Origin of the sequence: Pseudomonas sp. NFPP04, assembly GCF_900113815.1 — a bacterium.
Lineage (GTDB): Bacteria > Pseudomonadota > Gammaproteobacteria > Pseudomonadales > Pseudomonadaceae > Aquipseudomonas > Aquipseudomonas extremorientalis.
Window position 1 is genome coordinate 303,429 of sequence record NZ_FOQS01000005.1, and the last position, 18,133, is coordinate 321,561.

16 protein-coding genes are annotated in these 18,133 nt (G+C 61.3%); all 16 read right to left on the bottom strand.

What is annotated here, in order from left to right:
- Positions 1-8: 8 nt before the first annotated feature.
- Positions 9-557 carry an NADH-quinone oxidoreductase subunit NuoI gene (gene nuoI / locus BM017_RS13560; RefSeq protein ID WP_003174725.1) on the bottom strand — a complete coding sequence of 183 codons (549 nt, stop codon included), beginning with the start codon at positions 555-557 and terminating at the stop codon, positions 9-11.
- A gap of 11 nt (positions 558-568) precedes the next feature.
- Positions 569-1,576, bottom strand: a complete 1,008-nt coding sequence (gene nuoH / locus BM017_RS13565) for an NADH-quinone oxidoreductase subunit NuoH (RefSeq protein ID WP_071491905.1) — start codon at positions 1,574-1,576, stop codon at positions 569-571.
- Complete coding sequence (gene nuoG, locus BM017_RS13570; RefSeq protein WP_092245056.1) at positions 1,573-4,287, bottom strand: NADH-quinone oxidoreductase subunit NuoG; 2,715 nt, start codon at positions 4,285-4,287, stop codon at positions 1,573-1,575. The genes nuoH and nuoG overlap by 4 nt, the downstream gene beginning before the upstream one ends.
- A gap of 135 nt (positions 4,288-4,422) precedes the next feature.
- Positions 4,423-5,778 carry an NADH-quinone oxidoreductase subunit NuoF gene (nuoF, locus tag BM017_RS13575; protein ID WP_025858970.1) on the bottom strand — a complete coding sequence of 452 codons (1,356 nt, stop codon included), beginning with the start codon at positions 5,776-5,778 and terminating at the stop codon, positions 4,423-4,425.
- On the bottom strand, positions 5,775-6,272 hold the full coding sequence (nuoE, locus tag BM017_RS13580; protein WP_003174721.1) for an NADH-quinone oxidoreductase subunit NuoE: 498 nt from the start codon (positions 6,270-6,272) through the stop codon (positions 5,775-5,777). Before nuoE ends, nuoF begins: the two co-directional genes overlap by 4 nt.
- 2 nt (positions 6,273-6,274) lie before the next feature.
- Positions 6,275-8,059 carry an NADH-quinone oxidoreductase subunit C/D gene (gene nuoC / locus BM017_RS13585; protein ID WP_092245059.1) on the bottom strand — a complete coding sequence of 595 codons (1,785 nt, stop codon included), beginning with the start codon at positions 8,057-8,059 and terminating at the stop codon, positions 6,275-6,277.
- A gap of 72 nt (positions 8,060-8,131) precedes the next feature.
- A complete protein-coding gene (locus tag BM017_RS13590; RefSeq protein WP_003174719.1) occupies positions 8,132-8,806 on the bottom strand; it encodes a NuoB/complex I 20 kDa subunit family protein in 675 nt (224 codons plus the stop codon).
- 10 nt (positions 8,807-8,816) lie between these two features.
- Positions 8,817-9,230: an NADH-quinone oxidoreductase subunit A gene (locus BM017_RS13595; RefSeq protein WP_003219575.1), complete on the bottom strand. Its 414-nt coding sequence runs from the start codon at positions 9,228-9,230 to the stop codon at positions 8,817-8,819.
- 599 nt (positions 9,231-9,829) lie between these two features.
- On the bottom strand, positions 9,830-11,155 hold the full coding sequence (aceA, locus tag BM017_RS13600; protein WP_003174717.1) for an isocitrate lyase: 1,326 nt from the start codon (positions 11,153-11,155) through the stop codon (positions 9,830-9,832).
- Positions 11,156-11,646: 491 nt separating this feature from the next.
- The gene (locus BM017_RS13605) at positions 11,647-12,384 is read right to left on the bottom strand and encodes a secretin N-terminal domain-containing protein (protein ID WP_092245062.1); all 738 of its coding nucleotides are present in this window, start codon (positions 12,382-12,384) and stop codon (positions 11,647-11,649) included.
- A 229-nt stretch (positions 12,385-12,613) separates the two neighbouring features.
- Positions 12,614-13,036, bottom strand: coding sequence for a GNAT family N-acetyltransferase (locus BM017_RS13610; protein ID WP_092245065.1), 423 nt, complete (start codon positions 13,034-13,036; stop codon positions 12,614-12,616).
- Positions 13,029-14,195, bottom strand: coding sequence for a ribosomal protein uL16 3-hydroxylase (locus BM017_RS13615; RefSeq protein WP_092245068.1), 1,167 nt, complete (start codon positions 14,193-14,195; stop codon positions 13,029-13,031). The genes BM017_RS13610 and BM017_RS13615 overlap by 8 nt, the downstream gene beginning before the upstream one ends.
- Positions 14,196-14,279: 84 nt before the next feature.
- The gene (gene purB, locus BM017_RS13620; RefSeq protein ID WP_092245071.1) at positions 14,280-15,650 is read right to left on the bottom strand and encodes an adenylosuccinate lyase; all 1,371 of its coding nucleotides are present in this window, start codon (positions 15,648-15,650) and stop codon (positions 14,280-14,282) included.
- Between the two features lie 125 nt (positions 15,651-15,775).
- Positions 15,776-16,399, bottom strand: a complete 624-nt coding sequence (gene hflD / locus BM017_RS13625; RefSeq protein ID WP_058425015.1) for a high frequency lysogenization protein HflD — start codon at positions 16,397-16,399, stop codon at positions 15,776-15,778.
- The gene (gene mnmA / locus BM017_RS13630) at positions 16,396-17,520 is read right to left on the bottom strand and encodes a tRNA 2-thiouridine(34) synthase MnmA (protein ID WP_071491899.1); all 1,125 of its coding nucleotides are present in this window, start codon (positions 17,518-17,520) and stop codon (positions 16,396-16,398) included. The genes hflD and mnmA overlap by 4 nt, the downstream gene beginning before the upstream one ends.
- A gap of 59 nt (positions 17,521-17,579) precedes the next feature.
- On the bottom strand, positions 17,580-18,026 hold the full coding sequence (locus BM017_RS13635; RefSeq protein WP_092245074.1) for an NUDIX hydrolase: 447 nt from the start codon (positions 18,024-18,026) through the stop codon (positions 17,580-17,582).
- Positions 18,027-18,133: the final 107 nt, after the last annotated feature.

Genomic DNA, 18,133 nt, shown 5'->3' on the forward strand with positions numbered 1-18,133 from the left:
TTTCTTCCTTAAGGCAGCAAGCTCTTCACGTTGATCGGCTCGGCTTCGTTTTGTGCGGCGCCTTTCGGCTTACCGGCAACGGCCATACCTGCAACACGATAGAAGTTGTAATCAGGGTTTTTACCGGGACCAGAGATCAACAGATCTTCTTTCTCGTACACCAGGTCCTGACGTTTGAACTCGGCCATCTCGAAATCCGGTGTGAGCTGGATCGCGGTGGTCGGGCAAGCTTCCTCGCAGAGGCCGCAGAAAATGCAGCGCGAGAAATTGATGCGGAAGAAGTCCGGGTACCAGCGACCGTCTTCGGTTTCAGCTTTCTGCAGGGAGATGCAACCCACCGGGCACGCCACGGCGCACAGGTTGCAGGCTACGCAACGCTCTTCGCCATCGGGGTCGCGGGTCAGTACGATGCGGCCGCGATAGCGCGGCGGCAGGTATACCGCTTCTTCCGGGTATTGCAGGGTGTCGCGTTTGCGAAAGCCGTGACCGAACACCATCACCAGGCTTCGCAACTGGGTACCGGTACCCTTAACGATGTCGCCAATATATTTGAACATGGGTCAAATCCTCACTGAACCGCAGCCGCTGGCGTGTGCATCAGCACCACGGCAGCAGTCACCAGCAAATTGATCAGGGTCAGCGGCAGGCAGAAGCGCCAGCTGAAATCCATCACCTGGTCATATCGTGGACGCGGAATGGAAGCGCGCAGCAGGATAAACAACATGATGAAGAACGCGGTCTTCAGGAAGAACCAGAAGAACGCCAACTGCGGCAGGATGCCGAACGGTCCGTGCCAGCCGCCGAAGAACAGCGTGACCAGCAGGGCCGAGATCAGGATGATGCCGATGTATTCACCGACGAAGAACATGCCCCACTTCATGCCGGCGTATTCGATGTGGTAACCGTCGGCCAGTTCCTGTTCCGCTTCCGGCTGGTCGAACGGGTGACGGTGAGTCACGGCGACGCCAGCGATGAAGAAGGTACAGAAGCCGAAGAACTGCGGAATGATGAACCACAGGTTCTGTGCCTGGTACTCGACGATGTCGCGCATGTTGAACGAGCCGACCTGCACCACGATGCCCATCAGCGCCAGGCCCATGAACACTTCGTAGGACACGGTCTGGGCCGAGGCCCGCAAGCTGCCCAGCAGGGCGAACTTGTTGTTGCTCGACCAGCCGGCGAACAGTACCGCGTAGACCGACAGTCCGGCCATGGCGAAGAAGAACAGCAAGCCGATGTTCAGGTCCGCCACGCCCCAGGTCGGGGTGATCGGGATGATCGCGAAGGCGATCAGCAAGGCGCTCATGGCCACGACCGGTGCCAGGGTGAAGATCACCTTGTCGGCAAACGGCGGGGTCCAGTCTTCCTTGAAGAACATTTTCAACATGTCGGCGGCGATCTGGAACATGCCGAACGGGCCAACGCGGTTCGGACCGTAGCGGTCCTGCCACCAACCCAGCAGGCGACGTTCGACGAAGCTGAGCAGGGCGCCCGCGACGACCACGGCCAACAGGATCACGATGGCCTTGACGACCGAGATGATCACGTCGATCACTTCAGGGGTGAACCAGGTCATTGCGCTGCCTCCTGCAGACCGTCAACGGTTTTGCCAAAGATCGCAGGCGGAATACCGGCGAGGCCTTTTGGCAGTGCAACCAGGCCTGCACCCAACTCATCGTTGATGCGCAGCGGCAGACGCAGGGTCTGGCCGGCCACGTTCAGGCTGAGCAGGGCACCGTCGTTGACGCCCAGGCGGTCGGCTTCGGACTTGGCCAGGGATACGTAGGCTTCAGGAATGCGGCTTTGCACCGGCGCGGCCTTGGAAGAGTTCTCTTCGCTGCCGAACAGGTGGAAGAACGGCACAACCTGCCAGGTGCCCTGGGCCGGGTTGAACGGACGCGGTACGGCGGCGAACCAGTTCAGCGCATCACCGGTGCTTTCGATCAGGCGGGTGCCCGGGTCGCCAGCGCGGAGGTGACCACCGACTTCGTCCTGGAACTTGTTCCAGGCCTGCGGCGAGTTCCAGCCCGGCGACCAGGCGAATGGCACCTGCTGACGCGGCTCGACCGAACCCGAGTAGCCTTCCATGGAGAAGGCGAACGCGGTGTCGTTGTCTTGCGGGGTACGCGGTTCGTGCACGCTGATGTCGGCGCGCATCGCGGTACGACCGGAATAACGCAGCGGTTCACGGGCCAGTTTCAAGCCCTTGATGCGGAACGAAGCGGACGGTGCCGCGTCGACAATCCGCGCCAGTTGCGGGGCGCTGGCAGCGGTGGCTGCGGTGACGTGGTCGAGCTGGGTCCAGTCGATCGGCTGGTTCAGCAGGGTGGCGCGCAAGGCATGCAGCCAGCGCCAGCCTTCGTGAACCAGGATGCTGGCGTCCATGTACTTCGGATCGAACACCTGGAAGAAGCGCTGGGCACGGCCTTCCTGGCTGACCAGGGTGCCGTCGCCTTCGGCGAAGGTGGCGGCCGGCAGTACCAGGTGGGCGCGGTCGCTGGTGGCGGTCTTCTGGTGATCGGCAACGATCAGCACTTTGGCCGCGTTCAGTGCCGCGTCGACCTTGGCGGCGTCGGTGCGGGTGTACAAGTCGTTTTCCAGTACCACGATGGCGTCGGCGTTGCCGTCGGTCACCGCCTGCAGGGCAGCGTCCAGGGACTCGCCACCGAGCATGGCCAGGCCGAGGCTGTTGGCTTCCGGCACCACCAGGCTGATGGAACCGTTCTTGTCGCGCAGCTTCAGGGCCTTGGCGATGTTGGCAGCGGCTTCGATCAGCGCCTTGGAACCCAACGAGGTGCCAGCAATGATCAATGGGCGCTTGGCCGCCAGCAGGGCGTCGGCGATGCGCTGGGCCAGTTCACCGGCTTCGGTGTCCAGGCCTTCGACGGCAGGCGCGCTGGCGTCCAGGGCGTGGGCCACGGCGAAACCGAGGCGGGCCAGGTCGTCCGGTGCTGCGTGCACACATTCTTCGGCGATGTCGTCGAGCTTGGTTTCAGCGATGCTCGCAATAAACAACGGGTTCAGCGCGTGCTGGCCGATGTTCTTCACTGCGGCGTCGAGCCACGGCTGTACGCGCATGGCGTCGGCCATGTCTTCGGCCTTGCCCTTGACCGACTGGCGCAGCGACAGGGCGATGCGGGCGGCGGTCTGGGTCAGGTCTTCACCGAGCACGAAGATCGCGTCGTGGTCTTCGATGTCGCGCATGTTCGGTACGGGCAGCGGGCTGTCGTTCAGCACCTGCAGGACCAGGCGGATGCGCTCCAATTCACCGGCTTCGATACCGCTGTAGAAGTGCTCGGCGCCCACCAGCTCGCGCAACGCGAAGTTGCTTTCGAGGCTGGCGCGGGGCGAACCGATACCGACGATGTTGCGGCCGCGCAGCAGGTCGGCAGCTTTATCCAGCGCGTCGTCCAGGCTCAGCTTGGCGCCGTCGGCGAGCAGTGGTTGGCGAGGGCGGTCTTCGCGGTTGACGTAGCCATAGCCGAAACGGCCACGGTCGCACAGGAAGTACTGGTTGACCGAACCGTTGAAGCGGTTTTCGATGCGACGCAATTCGCCGTAGCGCTCGCCCGGGGAGATGTTGCAACCGCTGGAGCAGCCATGGCAGATGCTCGGGGCGAACTGCATGTCCCACTTGCGGTTGTAGCGCTCGGAGTGCGTCTTGTCGGTGAACACACCGGTCGGGCAGACCTCGGTGAGGTTGCCGGAGAACTCGCTTTCGAGCACGCCGTCTTCAACACGACCGAAGTACACGTTGTCGTGGGCGCCGAATACGCCGAGGTCGGTGCCGCCGGCGTAGTCCTTATAGAAGCGCACGCAGCGATAGCAGGCGATGCAGCGGTTCATTTCGTGGGAAATGAACGGGCCGAGGTCCTGGTTCTGGTGGGTACGCTTGGTGAAGCGATAACGGCGCTCGTTGTGGCCGGTCATCACGGTCATGTCTTGCAGGTGGCAGTGACCGCCTTCCTCACAGACCGGGCAGTCGTGGGGGTGGTTGGTCATCAGCCATTCGACGACGCTGGCGCGGAACGCCTTGGATTCTTCATCGTCGATGGAGATCCAGGTGTTGTCGGTGGCTGGGGTCATGCAGGACATGACGATACGACCACGGGTGTCGTTCTCGTCGGTGTACTGCTTGACCGCACACTGGCGGCAGGCCCCGACGCTACCAAGCGCGGGGTGCCAGCAGAAATACGGGATATCGAGACCGAGCGACAGACAGGCCTGTAACAGGTTGTCTGCCCCATCGACTTCGAGCGCTTTGCCGTCTACGTGGATAGTGGCCATGGTTCAAAGTTCTTCGTTGGCCCGTTGTCAGCGGGCGTGGCTAATGGAATCTTGTTATTCATGGGCCTCAACACAGCCTCTACGGCGTCAGCCCATGAGAAAGCGAAGGGCACGGACCCTTCGCCTTTTAAAGCGTTACGCGCCGACTACGATCGGCCTTGCCAGAGGCGGGACGGCAGCGCTGGTAGGCGCGATGCCGGCTTCGAACTCCGAGCGGAAGTATTTGATTGCGCTGCCCAATGGCTCCACGGCGCCCGGTGCGTGAGCACAGAAGGTCTTGCCCGGGCCGAGGAAACCGACCAGGCCCAGCAGGGTTTCGATATCACCCTCGCGGCCTTCGCCGTTTTCCAGGGCCATCAGCAGCTTCACGCTCCATGGCAGACCGTCGCGGCATGGTGTGCAGAAGCCGCAGGACTCGCGGGCAAAGAACTGCTCCATGTTGCGCAGCAAGGAGACCATGTTCACGGTGTTGTCGACCGCCATCGCCAGGCCGGTACCCATCCGGGTGCCCACCTTGCCGATGCCGCCGGCGTACATTTGTGCGTCGAGGTGCTCGGGCAACAGGAAACCGGTACCGGCGCCGCCTGGCTGCCAGGCTTTCAAGGTGTAGCCGTCGCGCATGCCGCCGGCGTAGTCCTCGAACAGCTCGCGTGCGGTCACGCCGAACGGCAGCTCCCACAGGCCAGGGTTCTTGACCTTGCCGGAGAAGCCCATGAGCTTGGTGCCCATGTCCTCGCTGCCTTCGCGGGCCAACGATTTGTACCAGTCCACGCCGTCGGCGATGATCGCCGGCACGTTGCACAGGGTCTCGACGTTGTTCACGCAGGTCGGCTTGCCCCACACGCCCACGGCGGCAGGGAAGGGCGGCTTGGAGCGCGGGTTGGCGCGGCGACCTTCGAGGGAGTTGATCAGTGCGGTTTCTTCACCGCAGATGTAGCGCCCGGCGCCGGTGTGCACGAACAGTTCGAAGTCAAAACCCGAACCCAAGATGTTCTTGCCCAACAGGCCGGCGGCCTTGGCTTCTTCCACGGCACGGTTGAGGTGCTTGGCGGCGGTGGTGTACTCGCCACGCAGGAAGATGTAGCCCCGGTAGGTTTTCAGCGCGCGGGCGCTGATCAGCATGCCTTCGATGAGCAGATGGGGCAGTTGCTCCATCAGCATGCGGTCTTTCCAGGTGTTCGGCTCCATTTCATCCGCGTTGCACAGCAGGTAGCGGATGTTGATGGATTCGTCCTTGGGCATCAGGCCCCACTTCACGCCCGTGGGGAAGCCTGCACCGCCGCGGCCTTTGAGGCCGGCGTCTTTCACGGTCTGGACGATATCGTCCTGGGCCATGTCCGCGAAGGCTTTGCGCGCAGCCGCGTAGCCGTTCTTGGCCTGGTACTCGTCGAACCATACCGGTTCGGCATCGTCACGCAGGCGCCAGGTCAGCGGATGGGTCTCGGGCGAACGCTTGATCAGGTTGGCCGGGCCGAAAGAAGTCAGGGTCATGGGTAGCCCTCGAGCAATTGGGTCACGCCAGCGGGCTGCACGTCACCGAATGTGTCGTCGTCGATCATCAACGCCGGCGCCTTGTCGCAGTTGCCCAGGCAGCACACCGGCAGCAGCGTGAAGCGGCCGTCCGGGGTGGTCTGGCCGAGGCCGATGCCCAGCTTGTTCTGGATCTCGCTGACCACCGATTCGTGGCCGCCGATGTAGCAGACCATGCTATCGCACACGCGAATGATGTGGCGGCCCACCGGCTGACGGAAGATCTGGCTGTAGAACGTGGCCACCCCTTCAACGTCGCTGGCAGGGATGCCGAGGATTTCGCCGATGGCGTAGAGGGCGCCGTCCGGCACCCAGCCTCGTTCCTTCTGGACGATCTTCAAGGCTTCGATCGACGCCGCGCGCGGGTCTTCGTAGTGATGCAGCTCGTGCTCGATGGCCGAGCGCTCGGTTTCACTCAAGGTGAAACGGTCTGTCTGGATAAGCGTGCTGTTCATGCTTAGCGGTCCACGTCGGCCATAACGAAATCGATACTACCCAGGTACGCAATCAAGTCCGCGACCATCTCGCCTTTGATCACCGAAGGGATCTGCTGCAAGTGGGCGAAGCTCGGGGTACGGATCCGGGTGCGGTAGCTCATGGTGCCGCCATCGCTCGTCAGGTAATAACTGTTGATACCCTTGGTCGCTTCGATCATCTGGAAGGACTCGTTGGCCGGCATGACCGGGCCCCACGAAACCTGCAGGAAGTGCGTGATCAGGGTTTCGATGTGCTGCAGCGTGCGCTCTTTCGGCGGCGGCGTGGTCAGCGGGTGATCCGCCTTGTACGGGCCGGCCGGCATGTTGCGCATGCACTGCTCGATGATCTTCAGGCTCTGGCGCATTTCTTCGACGCGCACGATGCAACGGTCGTAGGCATCGCCATTGGCCGCCAGCGGGACTTCGAATTCGAAATTCTCATACCCGGAGTACGGACGTGCTTTACGCAGGTCGAAATCGCAGCCGGTGGAACGCAGGCCGGCACCGGTGACGCCCCATTCCAGGGCTTCCTTGGTGTTGTACTGCGCGACGCCGATGGTACGCCCCTTGAGGATGCTGTTATCCAGCGCGGCCTTTTGGTATTCGTCCAGGCGCTTGGGCATCCAGTCGATGAATTCCTTGACCAGGCGTTCCCAACCGTTCGGCAGGTCGTGGGCCACGCCGCCGATGCGGTACCAGGCCGGGTGCAGGCGGAAACCGGTGATGGCTTCGATGACCTTGTAGGCGCGCTGACGGTCGGTGAAGGTGAAGAACACCGGGGTCATGGCGCCGACGTCCTGGATATAGGTCCCCAGGAACAGCAGGTGGCTGGTGATCCGGAAGAACTCGGCCATCATGATGCGGATGGTGTCGACGCGGTCCGGCACCTTGATACCGGCCAGTTTCTCGACCGAGAGCACGTACGGCAGGTTGTTCATCACGCCGCCGAGGTAGTCGATACGGTCGGTGTACGGGATGAAGCTGTGCCACGACTGGCGCTCGGCCATTTTCTCGGCACCACGGTGGTGGTAGCCGATGTCCGGCACGCAGTCGACGATTTCTTCGCCGTCCAGTTGCAGGATGATACGGAAGGCGCCGTGGGCCGAAGGGTGGTTCGGGCCCAGGTTGAGGAACATGTAGTCCTCGTTGGTGCCGGAGCGCTTCATGCCCCAGTCTTCCGGACGGAAGCGTGCAGCCTCCTCTTCAAGCTGTTGCTTGGCGAGGTTGAGGCTGAATGGGTCGAATTCGGTGGCGCGCGCAGGGAAGTCCTTGCGCAGCGGGTGACCTTCCCAGGTCGGCGGCATCATGATGCGCGTCAGGTGCGGGTGGCCCGGGAAGTCGATGCCGAACATGTCCCAGACTTCGCGTTCGTACCAGCTGGCGTTCGGCCAGATACCGGTCACGGTCGGCACGCTCAGGTCGCTCTCGGACAGGGCGACCTTGATCATCACGTCGCTGTTACGTTCGATCGACAGCAGGTGGTAGAACACGGTGAAATCGGCGCCGCTCGGCAGCCCCTGACGCTTGGTGCGCAGACGCTCGTCCACACCGTGCAGGTCATAGAGCATGACGAACGGCTTGGGCAGGTTGCGCAGGAAGGTCAGGACTTCGACAAGCCTGGCACGCGCCACCCACAGCACCGGCATGCCGGTGCGTGTGGCCTGGGCGGTGAAGGCGTCAGGGCCAAAACGGTTATTGAGTTCGACGACCACATCCTGGTCGTCTGCCTTATAAGGCGGGATGTACAGAGCACTGCCTGTAGTCATGGTTTTTTATCGCTTTCGGTCAACGTAAAGAATGAAGCCAGGTGTTCGTTCTATAAAAGAAGCGGTGCTGGATCAGACTTCGTCGGGGCTGCGCAGGTTGGTGACTGCGATACGCTGTTCGCGGCGCTGTTCCTTTTGCGACGGCATCTCGGCGCGGTACACGCCTTGATCGCCGACGACCCAGGAAAGCGGGCGACGCTCCTTGCCAATCGATTCCTGCAACAGCATCAAGCCTTGCAGGAACGCTTCAGGGCGAGGCGGGCAGCCAGGCACGTAGACGTCCACGGGCAGGAACTTGTCCACCCCTTGAACGACGGAATAGATGTCGTACATGCCACCGGAGTTGGCGCACGAACCCATGGAGATAACCCACTTCGGTTCGAGCATTTGCTCGTAGAGACGCTGGATGATCGGCGCCATCTTGATGAAGCAGGTGCCGGCGATAACCATGAAATCCGCCTGGCGCGGCGAGGCCCGGATAACTTCGGCGCCAAAGCGCGCGATGTCGTGGGGCGCCGTGAAGGCGGTGGTCATTTCCACGTAGCAGCACGAAAGACCGAAGTTGTACGGCCACAGGGAGTTCTTACGCCCCCAGTTGACCGCGCCACTCAGCACGTCTTCCAGCTTGCCCATGTAGATGTTTTTGTGGACTTGGTCTTCTAACGGGTCGGAAACGGTTTCCCGCTCGCCGATGGGGTACTGCTCGTTAGGAGCATCCGGGTCGATCCTGGTGAGATTGTATTGCATCGCCAAAGCCTCATTGTTTCAGCTTCGCTTGCCGCTTACGACGAGCTTCCGGAGCCCAGTCAAGGGCGCCCACTCGGAATAGGTAGACAAGACCTGCCAACAGAATTGCTATGAAAACGAGGGCTTCGACGAATCCGGTCCAGCCGCTTTCGCGGACGGACACAGACCAGGCAAAGAGAAAGAGGGCTTCGATATCGAAGATCACGAACAGCATCGCGACCAGATAGAATTTGGCTGAGAGCCGCAAGCGGGCGCCACCTGTAGGCAGCATGCCGGACTCGAACGGTTCATTTTTGCTGCGGCCCCAGGCTTTTGACCCGAGGAGGCTGGAAACACCGAGCATGAAGGCGCAGAGGCCGACAACACCGAGGAGGAAAATGGCAAAGCCCCAGTTGTGGGCCATGAGTCCTGTCGCTTCGGTCATGCTGGAAATCCTTAACAGAGAGCAAAGGTCTCTGAGCTCGAAAAAGTAACGATGCAGTGACGATATGTCGCACTGCAATCAATCGCGGTGATTTTATGGCTAAACACCGGGCAAGTAAAATTCCGATAGCGAAATTATTCGATGGAATAAGCACATAGTGCACCTTCTTGGGGCTACAGCCCTTGTGTGGCGGGCATTAGCGGGCATTTAATCAAATGTGTTTTGTTTAACCGGTAACGAAGTTTTCACGAGCTAAATGATAATGAATATTGTTTGCGCGGGTTTTAAGCGGGTGTGTGTGGTGGGGCGGGGGAAGTTGCTGTTACTTGGTTGAATACCGCTTAGTTGCCGACGGGGATCTTTTAACCGATTTGATCCCTGCAAATACCGCTCTGGATCAATGTTTTGCACAAAATCCAGAGCCTCGTCGGCATTTCCAGTGTGTGAGGGGGCTTGCCCCCTCCCACAGGTTGATCTTCATTTTGACAGGGAGGTTTTTCACGGGGCAAAAAAACGCCCCGAACAGGTCGGGGCGTGATCTTTGTGCGGCACTGCGGTTAGGTCTTCCCTGGGGCTGCAGTGGCCGTGTACTCAGTCAATCAGTGGAACTGCTCTTCTTCGGTCGAACCGGTCAGCGCGGTCACGGACGAGGTGCCGCCCTGGATCACGGTGGTCATGTCGTCGAAGTAGCCGGTGCCCACTTCCTGCTGGTGTGCCACGAAGGTGTAGCCCTTGGCGGCGTCAGCGAACTCCTGCTCCTGCAGCTTCACGTAGGCGGTCATGTCGTTGCGGGCGTAGTCGTGCGCCAGGTTGAACATGCTGTGCCACATGTTGTGAATGCCGGCCAGGGTGATGAACTGGTGCTTGTAGCCCATGGCGGACAGTTCGCGTTGGAACTTGGCGATGGTCGCGTCGTCCAGGTTCTTCTTCCAGTTGAAGGAAGGCGAGCAGTTGTAGGACAGCAGTTGGTCCGGGTATTCCTTCTTGATCGCTTCGGCGAAGCGACGGGCTTCGTCCAGGTCCGGCTTGGCGGTTTCGCACCAGATCAAGTCGGCATACGGCGCGTAGGCCAGGCCGCGGGCGATGGCCTGGTCGAGACCGGCACGTACCTTATAGAAACCTTCCTGGGTGCGCTCGCCAGTCACGAATGGCTGGTCGTACGGGTCGCAGTCCGATGTCAGCAGGTCAGCCGCGTTGGCATCGGTACGCGCCAGGATGATGGTCGGCGTGCCGGCAACGTCAGCGGCCAGGCGGGCAGCGGTCAGTTTCTGTACGGCTTCCTGGGTCGGAACCAGTACCTTGCCGCCCATGTGGCCGCATTTCTTCACGGACGCCAGCTGGTCTTCGAAGTGCACGCCGGCAGCGCCAGCCTCGATCATGCTCTTCATCAGTTCGTAGGCGTTGAGTACGCCGCCGAAACCGGCTTCGGCGTCGGCCACGATCGGTGCGAAGTAGTCGATGTAGCCTTCATCGCCCGGGTTCTTGCCGGCTTTCCACTGGATCTGGTCGGCACGACGGAACGAGTTGTTGATGCGCTTGACCACGGTCGGCACCGAGTCCACCGGGTACAGCGATTGGTCGGGGTACATGGATTCAGCGGAGTTGTTGTCCGCCGCCACTTGCCAGCCGGACAGGTAGATCGCCTGGATACCGGCTTTCACCTGCTGGACTGCCTGGCCGCCAGTGAGGGCGCCCATGCAGTTGACGAAATCTTTGTCGGGACGGAAGGACGGCTTGGCACCTTGTGTCACTAGGTTCCACAGCTTCTCGGCGCCGAGTTTTGCAAAGGTGTGCTCAGGTTGAACCGAGCCACGCAGGCGGACGACGTCAGCAGCGGAATAAGCGCGGGTCACGCCTTTCCAGCGTGGGTTTTCAGCCCAGTCTTTCTCGAGGGCTGCAATTTGCTGTTCGCGTGTCAGTGCCATGGAAGTAAACCTCGTCGCGTCTTCGTGTGGTGGAAAAATCCATTTGCCAGCCCTGCATTCAAATGCGTGGGCAGGGCTGCTCGCTGACCAGAAGCTTAGGCGGTCATGTCGGGTCTGACGGGGAATGCGACGGGATGAACGATTGGCGAGAGGGTGGAGCAGGTACAGGTGGACCGAGAACAGTCTCCGGGCGTCGTGGGCCCTCGGGTGTTCAACAGCGTGTAGCCGGGTTACCTGGTTAGCTTCCGTCCCTCGGGACAACTTCGTTCCAGTCGCAACCTCGTCAAACACGCCTTGTGGGCGGTACAGACACGAATCGGCTCGGGTGGGTAGCTTGGAGCGACGATCCGAAGGCCCTTGCCAGGGCCTCTGATTAGCGGGAGCGAGGCCATCATGCCCATGCTTTTTTGGATCGTCAAATGTTTTGTAGTGCTTTTTTTCAAGCACTACATCTTTAGTCTAATACGACTCGTCAGTCAGTTTTTGGTGCTTCAGTTCAGGGTATCGACCTTGACCCGTACTGTCAGGTCATCGCGGCCCTGAGTAGAGTAGCTGCGGGTTGCAGAGGATTTGTCGGCCTGGGTCTCGCGATTGATGCCGGCCAGGGTGATCCATTCACCCAGGCGCCCGCTGACGGTTGTGTCGGTACTCTGTACGTTCACTACATCGGGACGGTCCTGGCTCATGCGGTCACGGTTGGTACTGATCGCCAGGTGTACGGTCTCGCCGGTGACGCTGGCGGTCACGTAGAAGCCCTGGGTCACGTTGCGATACTGGGTCTGGTTCTGCAGGCGGCCATAGCTGTCCTGCTGGGTGGTGGTCAGCGGCACGCTCTGGCCGACCTGGATCAGCGCGGGCACGCCTTCGCTGGCCTGGATCTGCTGGACGCCGCCGTCGCGGCTGGTGGTGCCGTAGCTGATGATGCGGGTCTGGCTGTCACCGGTGTTCTGCTGGTTGTTTTCGTTGGTGTCGACGGTGATCAGCAGGCGTTTGGCTGGCGTATCCAGCTGGGAAAGCAGGGTGCGCAGGTCCTGGATCTTGCCGGGGTCGGCCTTGACGATCAGTTGGTTGCCGTAGGCGCTGACGGTACCGTCCTTGCCGATGAAGTTCTGTGCCACTGGCAGCAGGTCGGCGCTGGTACGGTTGCTCAGGTTGACGACTTCGGTGTCGGCCATGGCCGCGGCGCTGGCGGTCAGGAGGAGGGCGGTGAGCAGGGTGCGTAGGGACATGTCCGTTATCTCTGCGAGTCAAAGGCTGGATAGTGCCAGTTTGTCGGCCTGGCCGGGTGCAAGTTGAATCGTAGACGGCAAAATGCCCTGGCATGGCAGGGCATTGTTGGTGTTGCTGAAATGGCTATCGGGGGCAAGCCCCCTCCCACACTTGGCCGCATTCCAAAGGACTTACTCGGTCAAAAAGTGGGAGGGGGCTTGCCCCCGATGGCAGCGACGCGATCTCGGATCAGCCCTCGCGCACCATATCCACATGCGGAATCCCGACTTCAAGAAATTCGTCACTGACGATCTTGAAGCCCAGCCGCTCATAAAACGGTGCTGCATACACCTGCGCACTCAGGAACTGCCTGGTCTGGCCACGTTGTTCGGCCACGCCAATCACCGTTTCCATCAGCTTGTCGCCGACCTTCAGCCCGCGCCAGTCCTTGAGGACCGACACGCGGCCAATCTCGCCGCTGGGTAGCAGGCGGGCGGTACCGATCGGAAAATCACCTTCGAATGCAAGGAAATGCACTGCGCCGGCGTCGTCCGCGTCCCACTCCAGCTCCGGTGGAACCGATTGTTCAGCGATAAACACCGCTTCACGAATGCGCCGAATCTCGGCGATATCCTTTTGCCAGTCCGCGACACTTACGTGAATCCTATTCATCGGCAAATCCCAGGCTTCCTTGCTTGACCAATTCACACAGCAGGTCGCGACCGTCTTCGTCTGCCAGCCATTCGCCCAGGTTCTCGCTGTGCAGCGCATCGGCCGAACACACCAGCTTCAGCAGTTCACGCAGCTTGCCCGGCAGGTAACGGCTCTGGCCACTGGCAAACAGCAATACATTGTCGTCCACTTCGGACCAGGCCAGGCGCGCACTCGGGTTGCGCACCAGGATCGCACCGTCCTGCAGGCTGCTGATGAAGTCGTCTTCGCCCAACTCTTCGCCGGCCACCAGTTCAGGATAGCGCGGTTCGGTCATGAACTGGCCGAACCAGGTCAGCAGCATGCGCTCGTCGCTCATGTGCTCGGCCAGCAGGCTCTTGAGGCGGTCCAGGGCGTCGCTCTGGATCTGGTGCGGGTCGCTGACCGGCTGGGCGTCAGCGTCGGTATAGCGCTCTTCGTCGGTCAGATACTGGCTGAGGAAGTCGGTGAAGTGGGTCAGCACTTCGGCCGCGCTCGGTGCGCGGAAGCCCACGGAATAGGTCATGCAGTCGTCTTCGGCAATGCCGAAGTGCGCCAGGCGCGGCGGCAGGTAAAGCATGTCGCCCGGTTCCAGGACCCACTCGGCGCTTTCTTCGAATTCGGCGAGGATACGCAGGTCGGCGTGCTGCAGCAGCGCGCTTTCGGAGCTGCACATCTGGCCGATCTTCCAGTTGCGCTTGCCCTGGGCCTGCAGCAGGAACACGTCGTAGTTGTCGAAGTGTGGGCCAACGCTGCCGCCCGGTGCGGCGAAGCTGATCATCACATCGTCGATGCGCCAGCTCGGCAGGAAGCGGAACTGCTCCAGCAACTCGGCCACTTCCGGCACGAACTGGTCGACCGCCTGTACCAGCAGGGTCCACTCGCGCTCGGGCAGGGTGCTGAAGGCATCTTCGGCGAACGGGCCGCGACGCAGCTCCCACGGGCGCTCACCATGCTCGATCACCAGGCGCGACTCGACTTCTTCTTCCAGCGCCAGGCCGGCCAGTTCGTCGGCGTCGATCGGGCTTTCGAAATCAGGGATGGCCTGGCGGATCAGCAGCGGTTTTTTCTGCCAGTAGTCGCGCAGGAATTCCCGTGCCGTGATGCCGCCCAGAAGTTGAAGAGGGATATCAGGATTCATGTGTAACCTATTGAAAAAAAGCACTTTTCAGACTGGAATAAAAACGCCCGGCGCGGCCGGGCGTCTCAAAGGGTCTTGCGATGATCAGATGCGCTTGGCTTGCTCTACAGCGTTGCCAATGTAGTTGGCCGGGGTGAGCAGTTTCAGCTCGGCCTTGGCGGCGGCTGGCATGTCCAGGCCGTCGATGAAAGTTTGCAGTGCTTCAGGGCTGATGCCCTTGCCGCGCGTCAACTCTTTGAGCTTCTCGTACGGGTTTTCGATGTTGTAGCGGCGCATCACGGTCTGGATCGGCTCGGCCAGGACTTCCCAGCATGCGTCCAGGTCGGCGGCGATCTTCTGCTCATTGAGCTCAAGCTTGCTGATGCCCTTCAGACTGGCTTCGTATGCGATCACGCTGTGAGCGAAGCCCACGCCGAGGTTGCGCAGCACGGTGGAGTCGGTCAGGTCGCGCTGCCAGCGGGAGATCGGCAACTTGCTGGCCAGGTGCTGGAACAGGGCGTTGGCGATGCCGAGGTTGCCTTCGGAGTTTTCGAAGTCGATCGGGTTGACCTTGTGCGGCATGGTCGACGAACCGATTTCACCGGCAATGGTGCGCTGCTTGAAGTAGCCCAGGGAGATGTAGCCCCAGATATCGCGATCGAAGTCGATCAGGATGGTGTTGAAGCGCGCAATGGCGTCGAACAGTTCGGCAATGTAGTCGTGCGGTTCGATCTGCGTGGTGTAGGGGTTGAAGCCCAGGCCCAGCTCGTCTTCGATGAAGGCGCGGGCGTTGGCTTCCCAGTCGATCTCCGGGTAGGCCGACAGGTGGGCGTTGTAGTTGCCTACGGCGCCGTTGATCTTGCCCAGCAGCGGTACGGCGGCGACTTGAGCGATCTGGCGCTCCAGGCGGTACACCACGTTGGCCAGTTCTTTGCCCAGGGTCGTCGGCGACGCCGGCTGGCCGTGGGTGCGCGACAGCATCGGCACGTCGGCAAAGCGGATGGCCAGTTCGCGGATGGCATTGGCGGTCTGGCGCATCAGCGGCAGCATCACGTCATCACGGCCTTCGCGCAGCATCAGGGCGTGGGACAGGTTGTTGATGTCCTCGCTGGTGCAGGCAAAGTGGATGAATTCGCTGACCTGGGCCAGTTCTGGCAGCTTGGCCGCTTGCTCTTTGAGCAGGTATTCGATGGCTTTTACGTCGTGGTTGGTGGTGCGCTCGATCTCCTTCACACGCTCGGCGTGCTCCAGGGAGAAGTTTTCCGCCAGGGTGTCGAGCACAGCGTTGGCTTGCGCGGAAAACGCCGGCACTTCGCTGATGGCGGGGTGAGCGGCCAGGCGCTGGAGCCAGCGCACTTCAACCAGTACGCGAGCACGGATCAGGCCGTATTCGCTGAAAATAGGGCGCAGGGCCTGGGTTTTGCCGGCGTAGCGGCCGTCTACAGGGGAAACCGCAGTGAGCGAAGAGAGCTGCATGGGGTGTTCTCGGACAGTCGGGCAACGAAATGGGGCGCGTATCATACATGAAAAAATTCGCCGGTCCGTTGCCAACTGACCGGCGTATTACGCGTAACGGCTTGAAAATGGCCTGTTGCTGCGACTTATTCGTTGCGCATCAACGGGTAAAGCTCTTTGAGCAATTTGCGACGGCTGATCACCAGTTGCCAACGATGACCACCCAACTGGCGCCACAACCGCGCCGAGCGAATACCGGCCAGCAGCAGGGCACGGATTTTCGAGGCGTTGTTCGGTTGCTGCAGGTTGCGCATGTCGCCGTGGACCTGGATGCGCTGGCGCAGGGTGCTCAAGGTGTCCTGGTACAGCGCGCCACAGGCCGCGATCACGTTCTCGTGGGCCGGGCCGAAATGTTCCACCTGGGACTGGATCTGCGGCAGGCGCTTGCCGATGACCTCCAGCATGTCCTCGCGCTTGGCCAGCTGGCGCTCGAGGCCGAGCATCGACAGGGCGTAGCGCAACGGCTCGCGCTGCAGAGTGCTGGGGTCGCGCTCCAATGCGCCGATCAGTGCGCGATAACCTTCGCGCAGCGCCAGGTCGTCGCCGCCGTAGACCTCCAGGGTGTCCTTGGGGTCGCGGATCAGCAGGCTGCCGAGCATGCAGGTCAGGCCGGCCTCGGTGACCTGGCCGGTCTTGGCGATCTTGTCCACCAATACCGCGGCGAGGAACACCCCGCCCAGTGCCGTCAATTGCTCCTGGGTCGGGCTCATGCCTTCTGGCTCCAGGCTTCGGCGATTTCAATCACGCCGCCGCCCAGGCAGATTTCGCCGTCGTAGAACACCACGGACTGGCCAGGGGTGACCGCGCGTTGCGGGTCATCGAAGGTGGCGCGGTAGCCGGTGGCGGTTTTTTCCAGGGTGCACGGCTGATCACTCTGGCGATAGCGCACTTTGGCGGTCAGGCGGCGTGGCGTGCTCAGGTCGATCGGGTTGACCCAATAGATTTCCGAAGCGAGCAGAGCGCCGGAGAACAACAGCGGGTGCTCGTTGCCCTGGCCGACGATCAGCACGTTGTTTTCCAGGTCCTTGACCAGCACGTACCACGGCTCTTCACCGGCGTCTTTCAAGCCGCCGATGCCCAGGCCCTGGCGTTGGCCGATGGTGTGGTACATCAGGCCATGGTGACGGCCGATGACGTCGCCTTCGGTGGTGTGGATCTCGCCCGGTTGCGCCGGCAGGTATTGCTTGAGGAAGTCGCTGAAGCGGCGCTCGCCGATAAAGCAGATGCCGGTGGAATCCTTCTTCTTGGCGGTGGCCAGGCCGTGTTTCTCGGCGATCCTGCGCACTTCGGGTTTTTCCAGCTCGCCTACCGGGAACAGGGTCTTGGCGATCTGTTCGCCGCCGACGGCATGCAGGAAGTAGCTCTGGTCCTTGTTCGGGTCCAGGCCCTTGAGCAGTTCGGTGCGGCCATCGATGTCGCGGCGGCGCACGTAATGGCCAGTGGCGATCAGGTCGGCGCCGAGCATCATGGCGTAGTCGAGGAACGCCTTGAACTTGATTTCACGGTTGCACAGGATGTCCGGGTTGGGCGTGCGGCCGGCCTTGTATTCGGCCAGGAAGTGCTCGAACACATTGTCCCAGTACTCGGCGGCGAAGTTGGCGGTGTGCAGCTTGATGCCGATCTTGTCGCACACGGCCTGAGCGTCCGCCAGGTCGTCCATGGCGGTGCAATATTCCGTTCCATCGTCTTCTTCCCAGTTCTTCATGAACAGGCCTTCCACCTCATAACCCTGCTCCATGAGCAGAACGGCGGAAACGGAAGAATCCACGCCGCCGGACATGCCGACGATGACGCGCTTCTTTTGTGTGTCAGAAGGGGCTGGATCACGCATAGGGTTTCAACGGGTGTCTTGAAAAAGGACGCGATTCTATCAGGCTCAGGCCTTCAAGGCTAAAGAGAAGGGCGGATCAATTCGAGGCTATGGCGCTGGCCGGCCAGATAATCATCGATACAGCGGATGATCAGCTCGCTGCGCCAGTCGTCGCGCAGGTCCATCAGTTCGTCGCGGGTCAGCCAGCGGGCACGCAGGATACCTTCGTCGAGTTGATAGTCGGGGTGGTGTTTCAGGGCCTTGGCGATGAAGCAGACCCGTTGGTAGGTCACGCCGTTGCTCGGGGCGGTGTACAGGTAGATGCCGACGATACCGGTGGCCTCGACGTCCCAGCCAGTTTCTTCGAGGGTTTCGCGCACGGCGGCTTCGGTGAGGGTTTCGTGCTGGTCGAGGTGGCCGGCCGGCTGGTTGAGCACGGCGCGGCCACCCTTGAGTTCTTCGACCATCAGGAACTTGCCGCCGTCTTCGACGAGGGTGGCGACGGTGATGTGGGGTTGCCAGGTCATAAGCGGCCTCAAGGATGATGTGGTTGGAGAAGCTCGGTCAATGTGGCAGCAGGCAAGCCAGCGCCCACATTTGATTGGGTTGCTTCAGTGAGTCTGCATAAGCAATT

Bases quoted from the DNA above. Each gene is read 5' to 3' on its own strand.
- nuoI (WP_003174725.1), bottom strand. From the start codon at position 557: ATGTTCAAATATATTGGCGACATCGTTAAGGGTACCGGTACCCAGTTG.
- nuoH (WP_071491905.1), bottom strand. From the start codon at position 1,576: ATGACCTGGTTCACCCCTGAAGTGATCGACGTGATCATCTCGGTCGTC.
- nuoG (WP_092245056.1), bottom strand. From the start codon at position 4,287: ATGGCCACTATCCACGTAGACGGCAAAGCGCTCGAAGTCGATGGGGCA.
- nuoF (WP_025858970.1), bottom strand. From the start codon at position 5,778: ATGACCCTGACTTCTTTCGGCCCGGCCAACCTGATCAAGCGTTCGCCC.
- nuoE (WP_003174721.1), bottom strand. From the start codon at position 6,272: ATGAACAGCACGCTTATCCAGACAGACCGTTTCACCTTGAGTGAAACC.
- nuoC (WP_092245059.1), bottom strand. From the start codon at position 8,059: ATGACTACAGGCAGTGCTCTGTACATCCCGCCTTATAAGGCAGACGAC.
- BM017_RS13590 (WP_003174719.1), bottom strand. From the start codon at position 8,806: ATGCAATACAATCTCACCAGGATCGACCCGGATGCTCCTAACGAGCAG.
- BM017_RS13595 (WP_003219575.1), bottom strand. From the start codon at position 9,230: ATGACCGAAGCGACAGGACTCATGGCCCACAACTGGGGCTTTGCCATT.
- aceA (WP_003174717.1), bottom strand. From the start codon at position 11,155: ATGGCACTGACACGCGAACAGCAAATTGCAGCCCTCGAGAAAGACTGG.
- BM017_RS13605 (WP_092245062.1), bottom strand. From the start codon at position 12,384: ATGTCCCTACGCACCCTGCTCACCGCCCTCCTCCTGACCGCCAGCGCC.
- BM017_RS13610 (WP_092245065.1), bottom strand. From the start codon at position 13,036: ATGAATAGGATTCACGTAAGTGTCGCGGACTGGCAAAAGGATATCGCC.
- BM017_RS13615 (WP_092245068.1), bottom strand. From the start codon at position 14,195: ATGAATCCTGATATCCCTCTTCAACTTCTGGGCGGCATCACGGCACGG.
- purB (WP_092245071.1), bottom strand. From the start codon at position 15,650: ATGCAGCTCTCTTCGCTCACTGCGGTTTCCCCTGTAGACGGCCGCTAC.
- hflD (WP_058425015.1), bottom strand. From the start codon at position 16,399: ATGAGCCCGACCCAGGAGCAATTGACGGCACTGGGCGGGGTGTTCCTC.
- mnmA (WP_071491899.1), bottom strand. From the start codon at position 17,520: ATGCGTGATCCAGCCCCTTCTGACACACAAAAGAAGCGCGTCATCGTC.
- BM017_RS13635 (WP_092245074.1), bottom strand. From the start codon at position 18,026: ATGACCTGGCAACCCCACATCACCGTCGCCACCCTCGTCGAAGACGGC.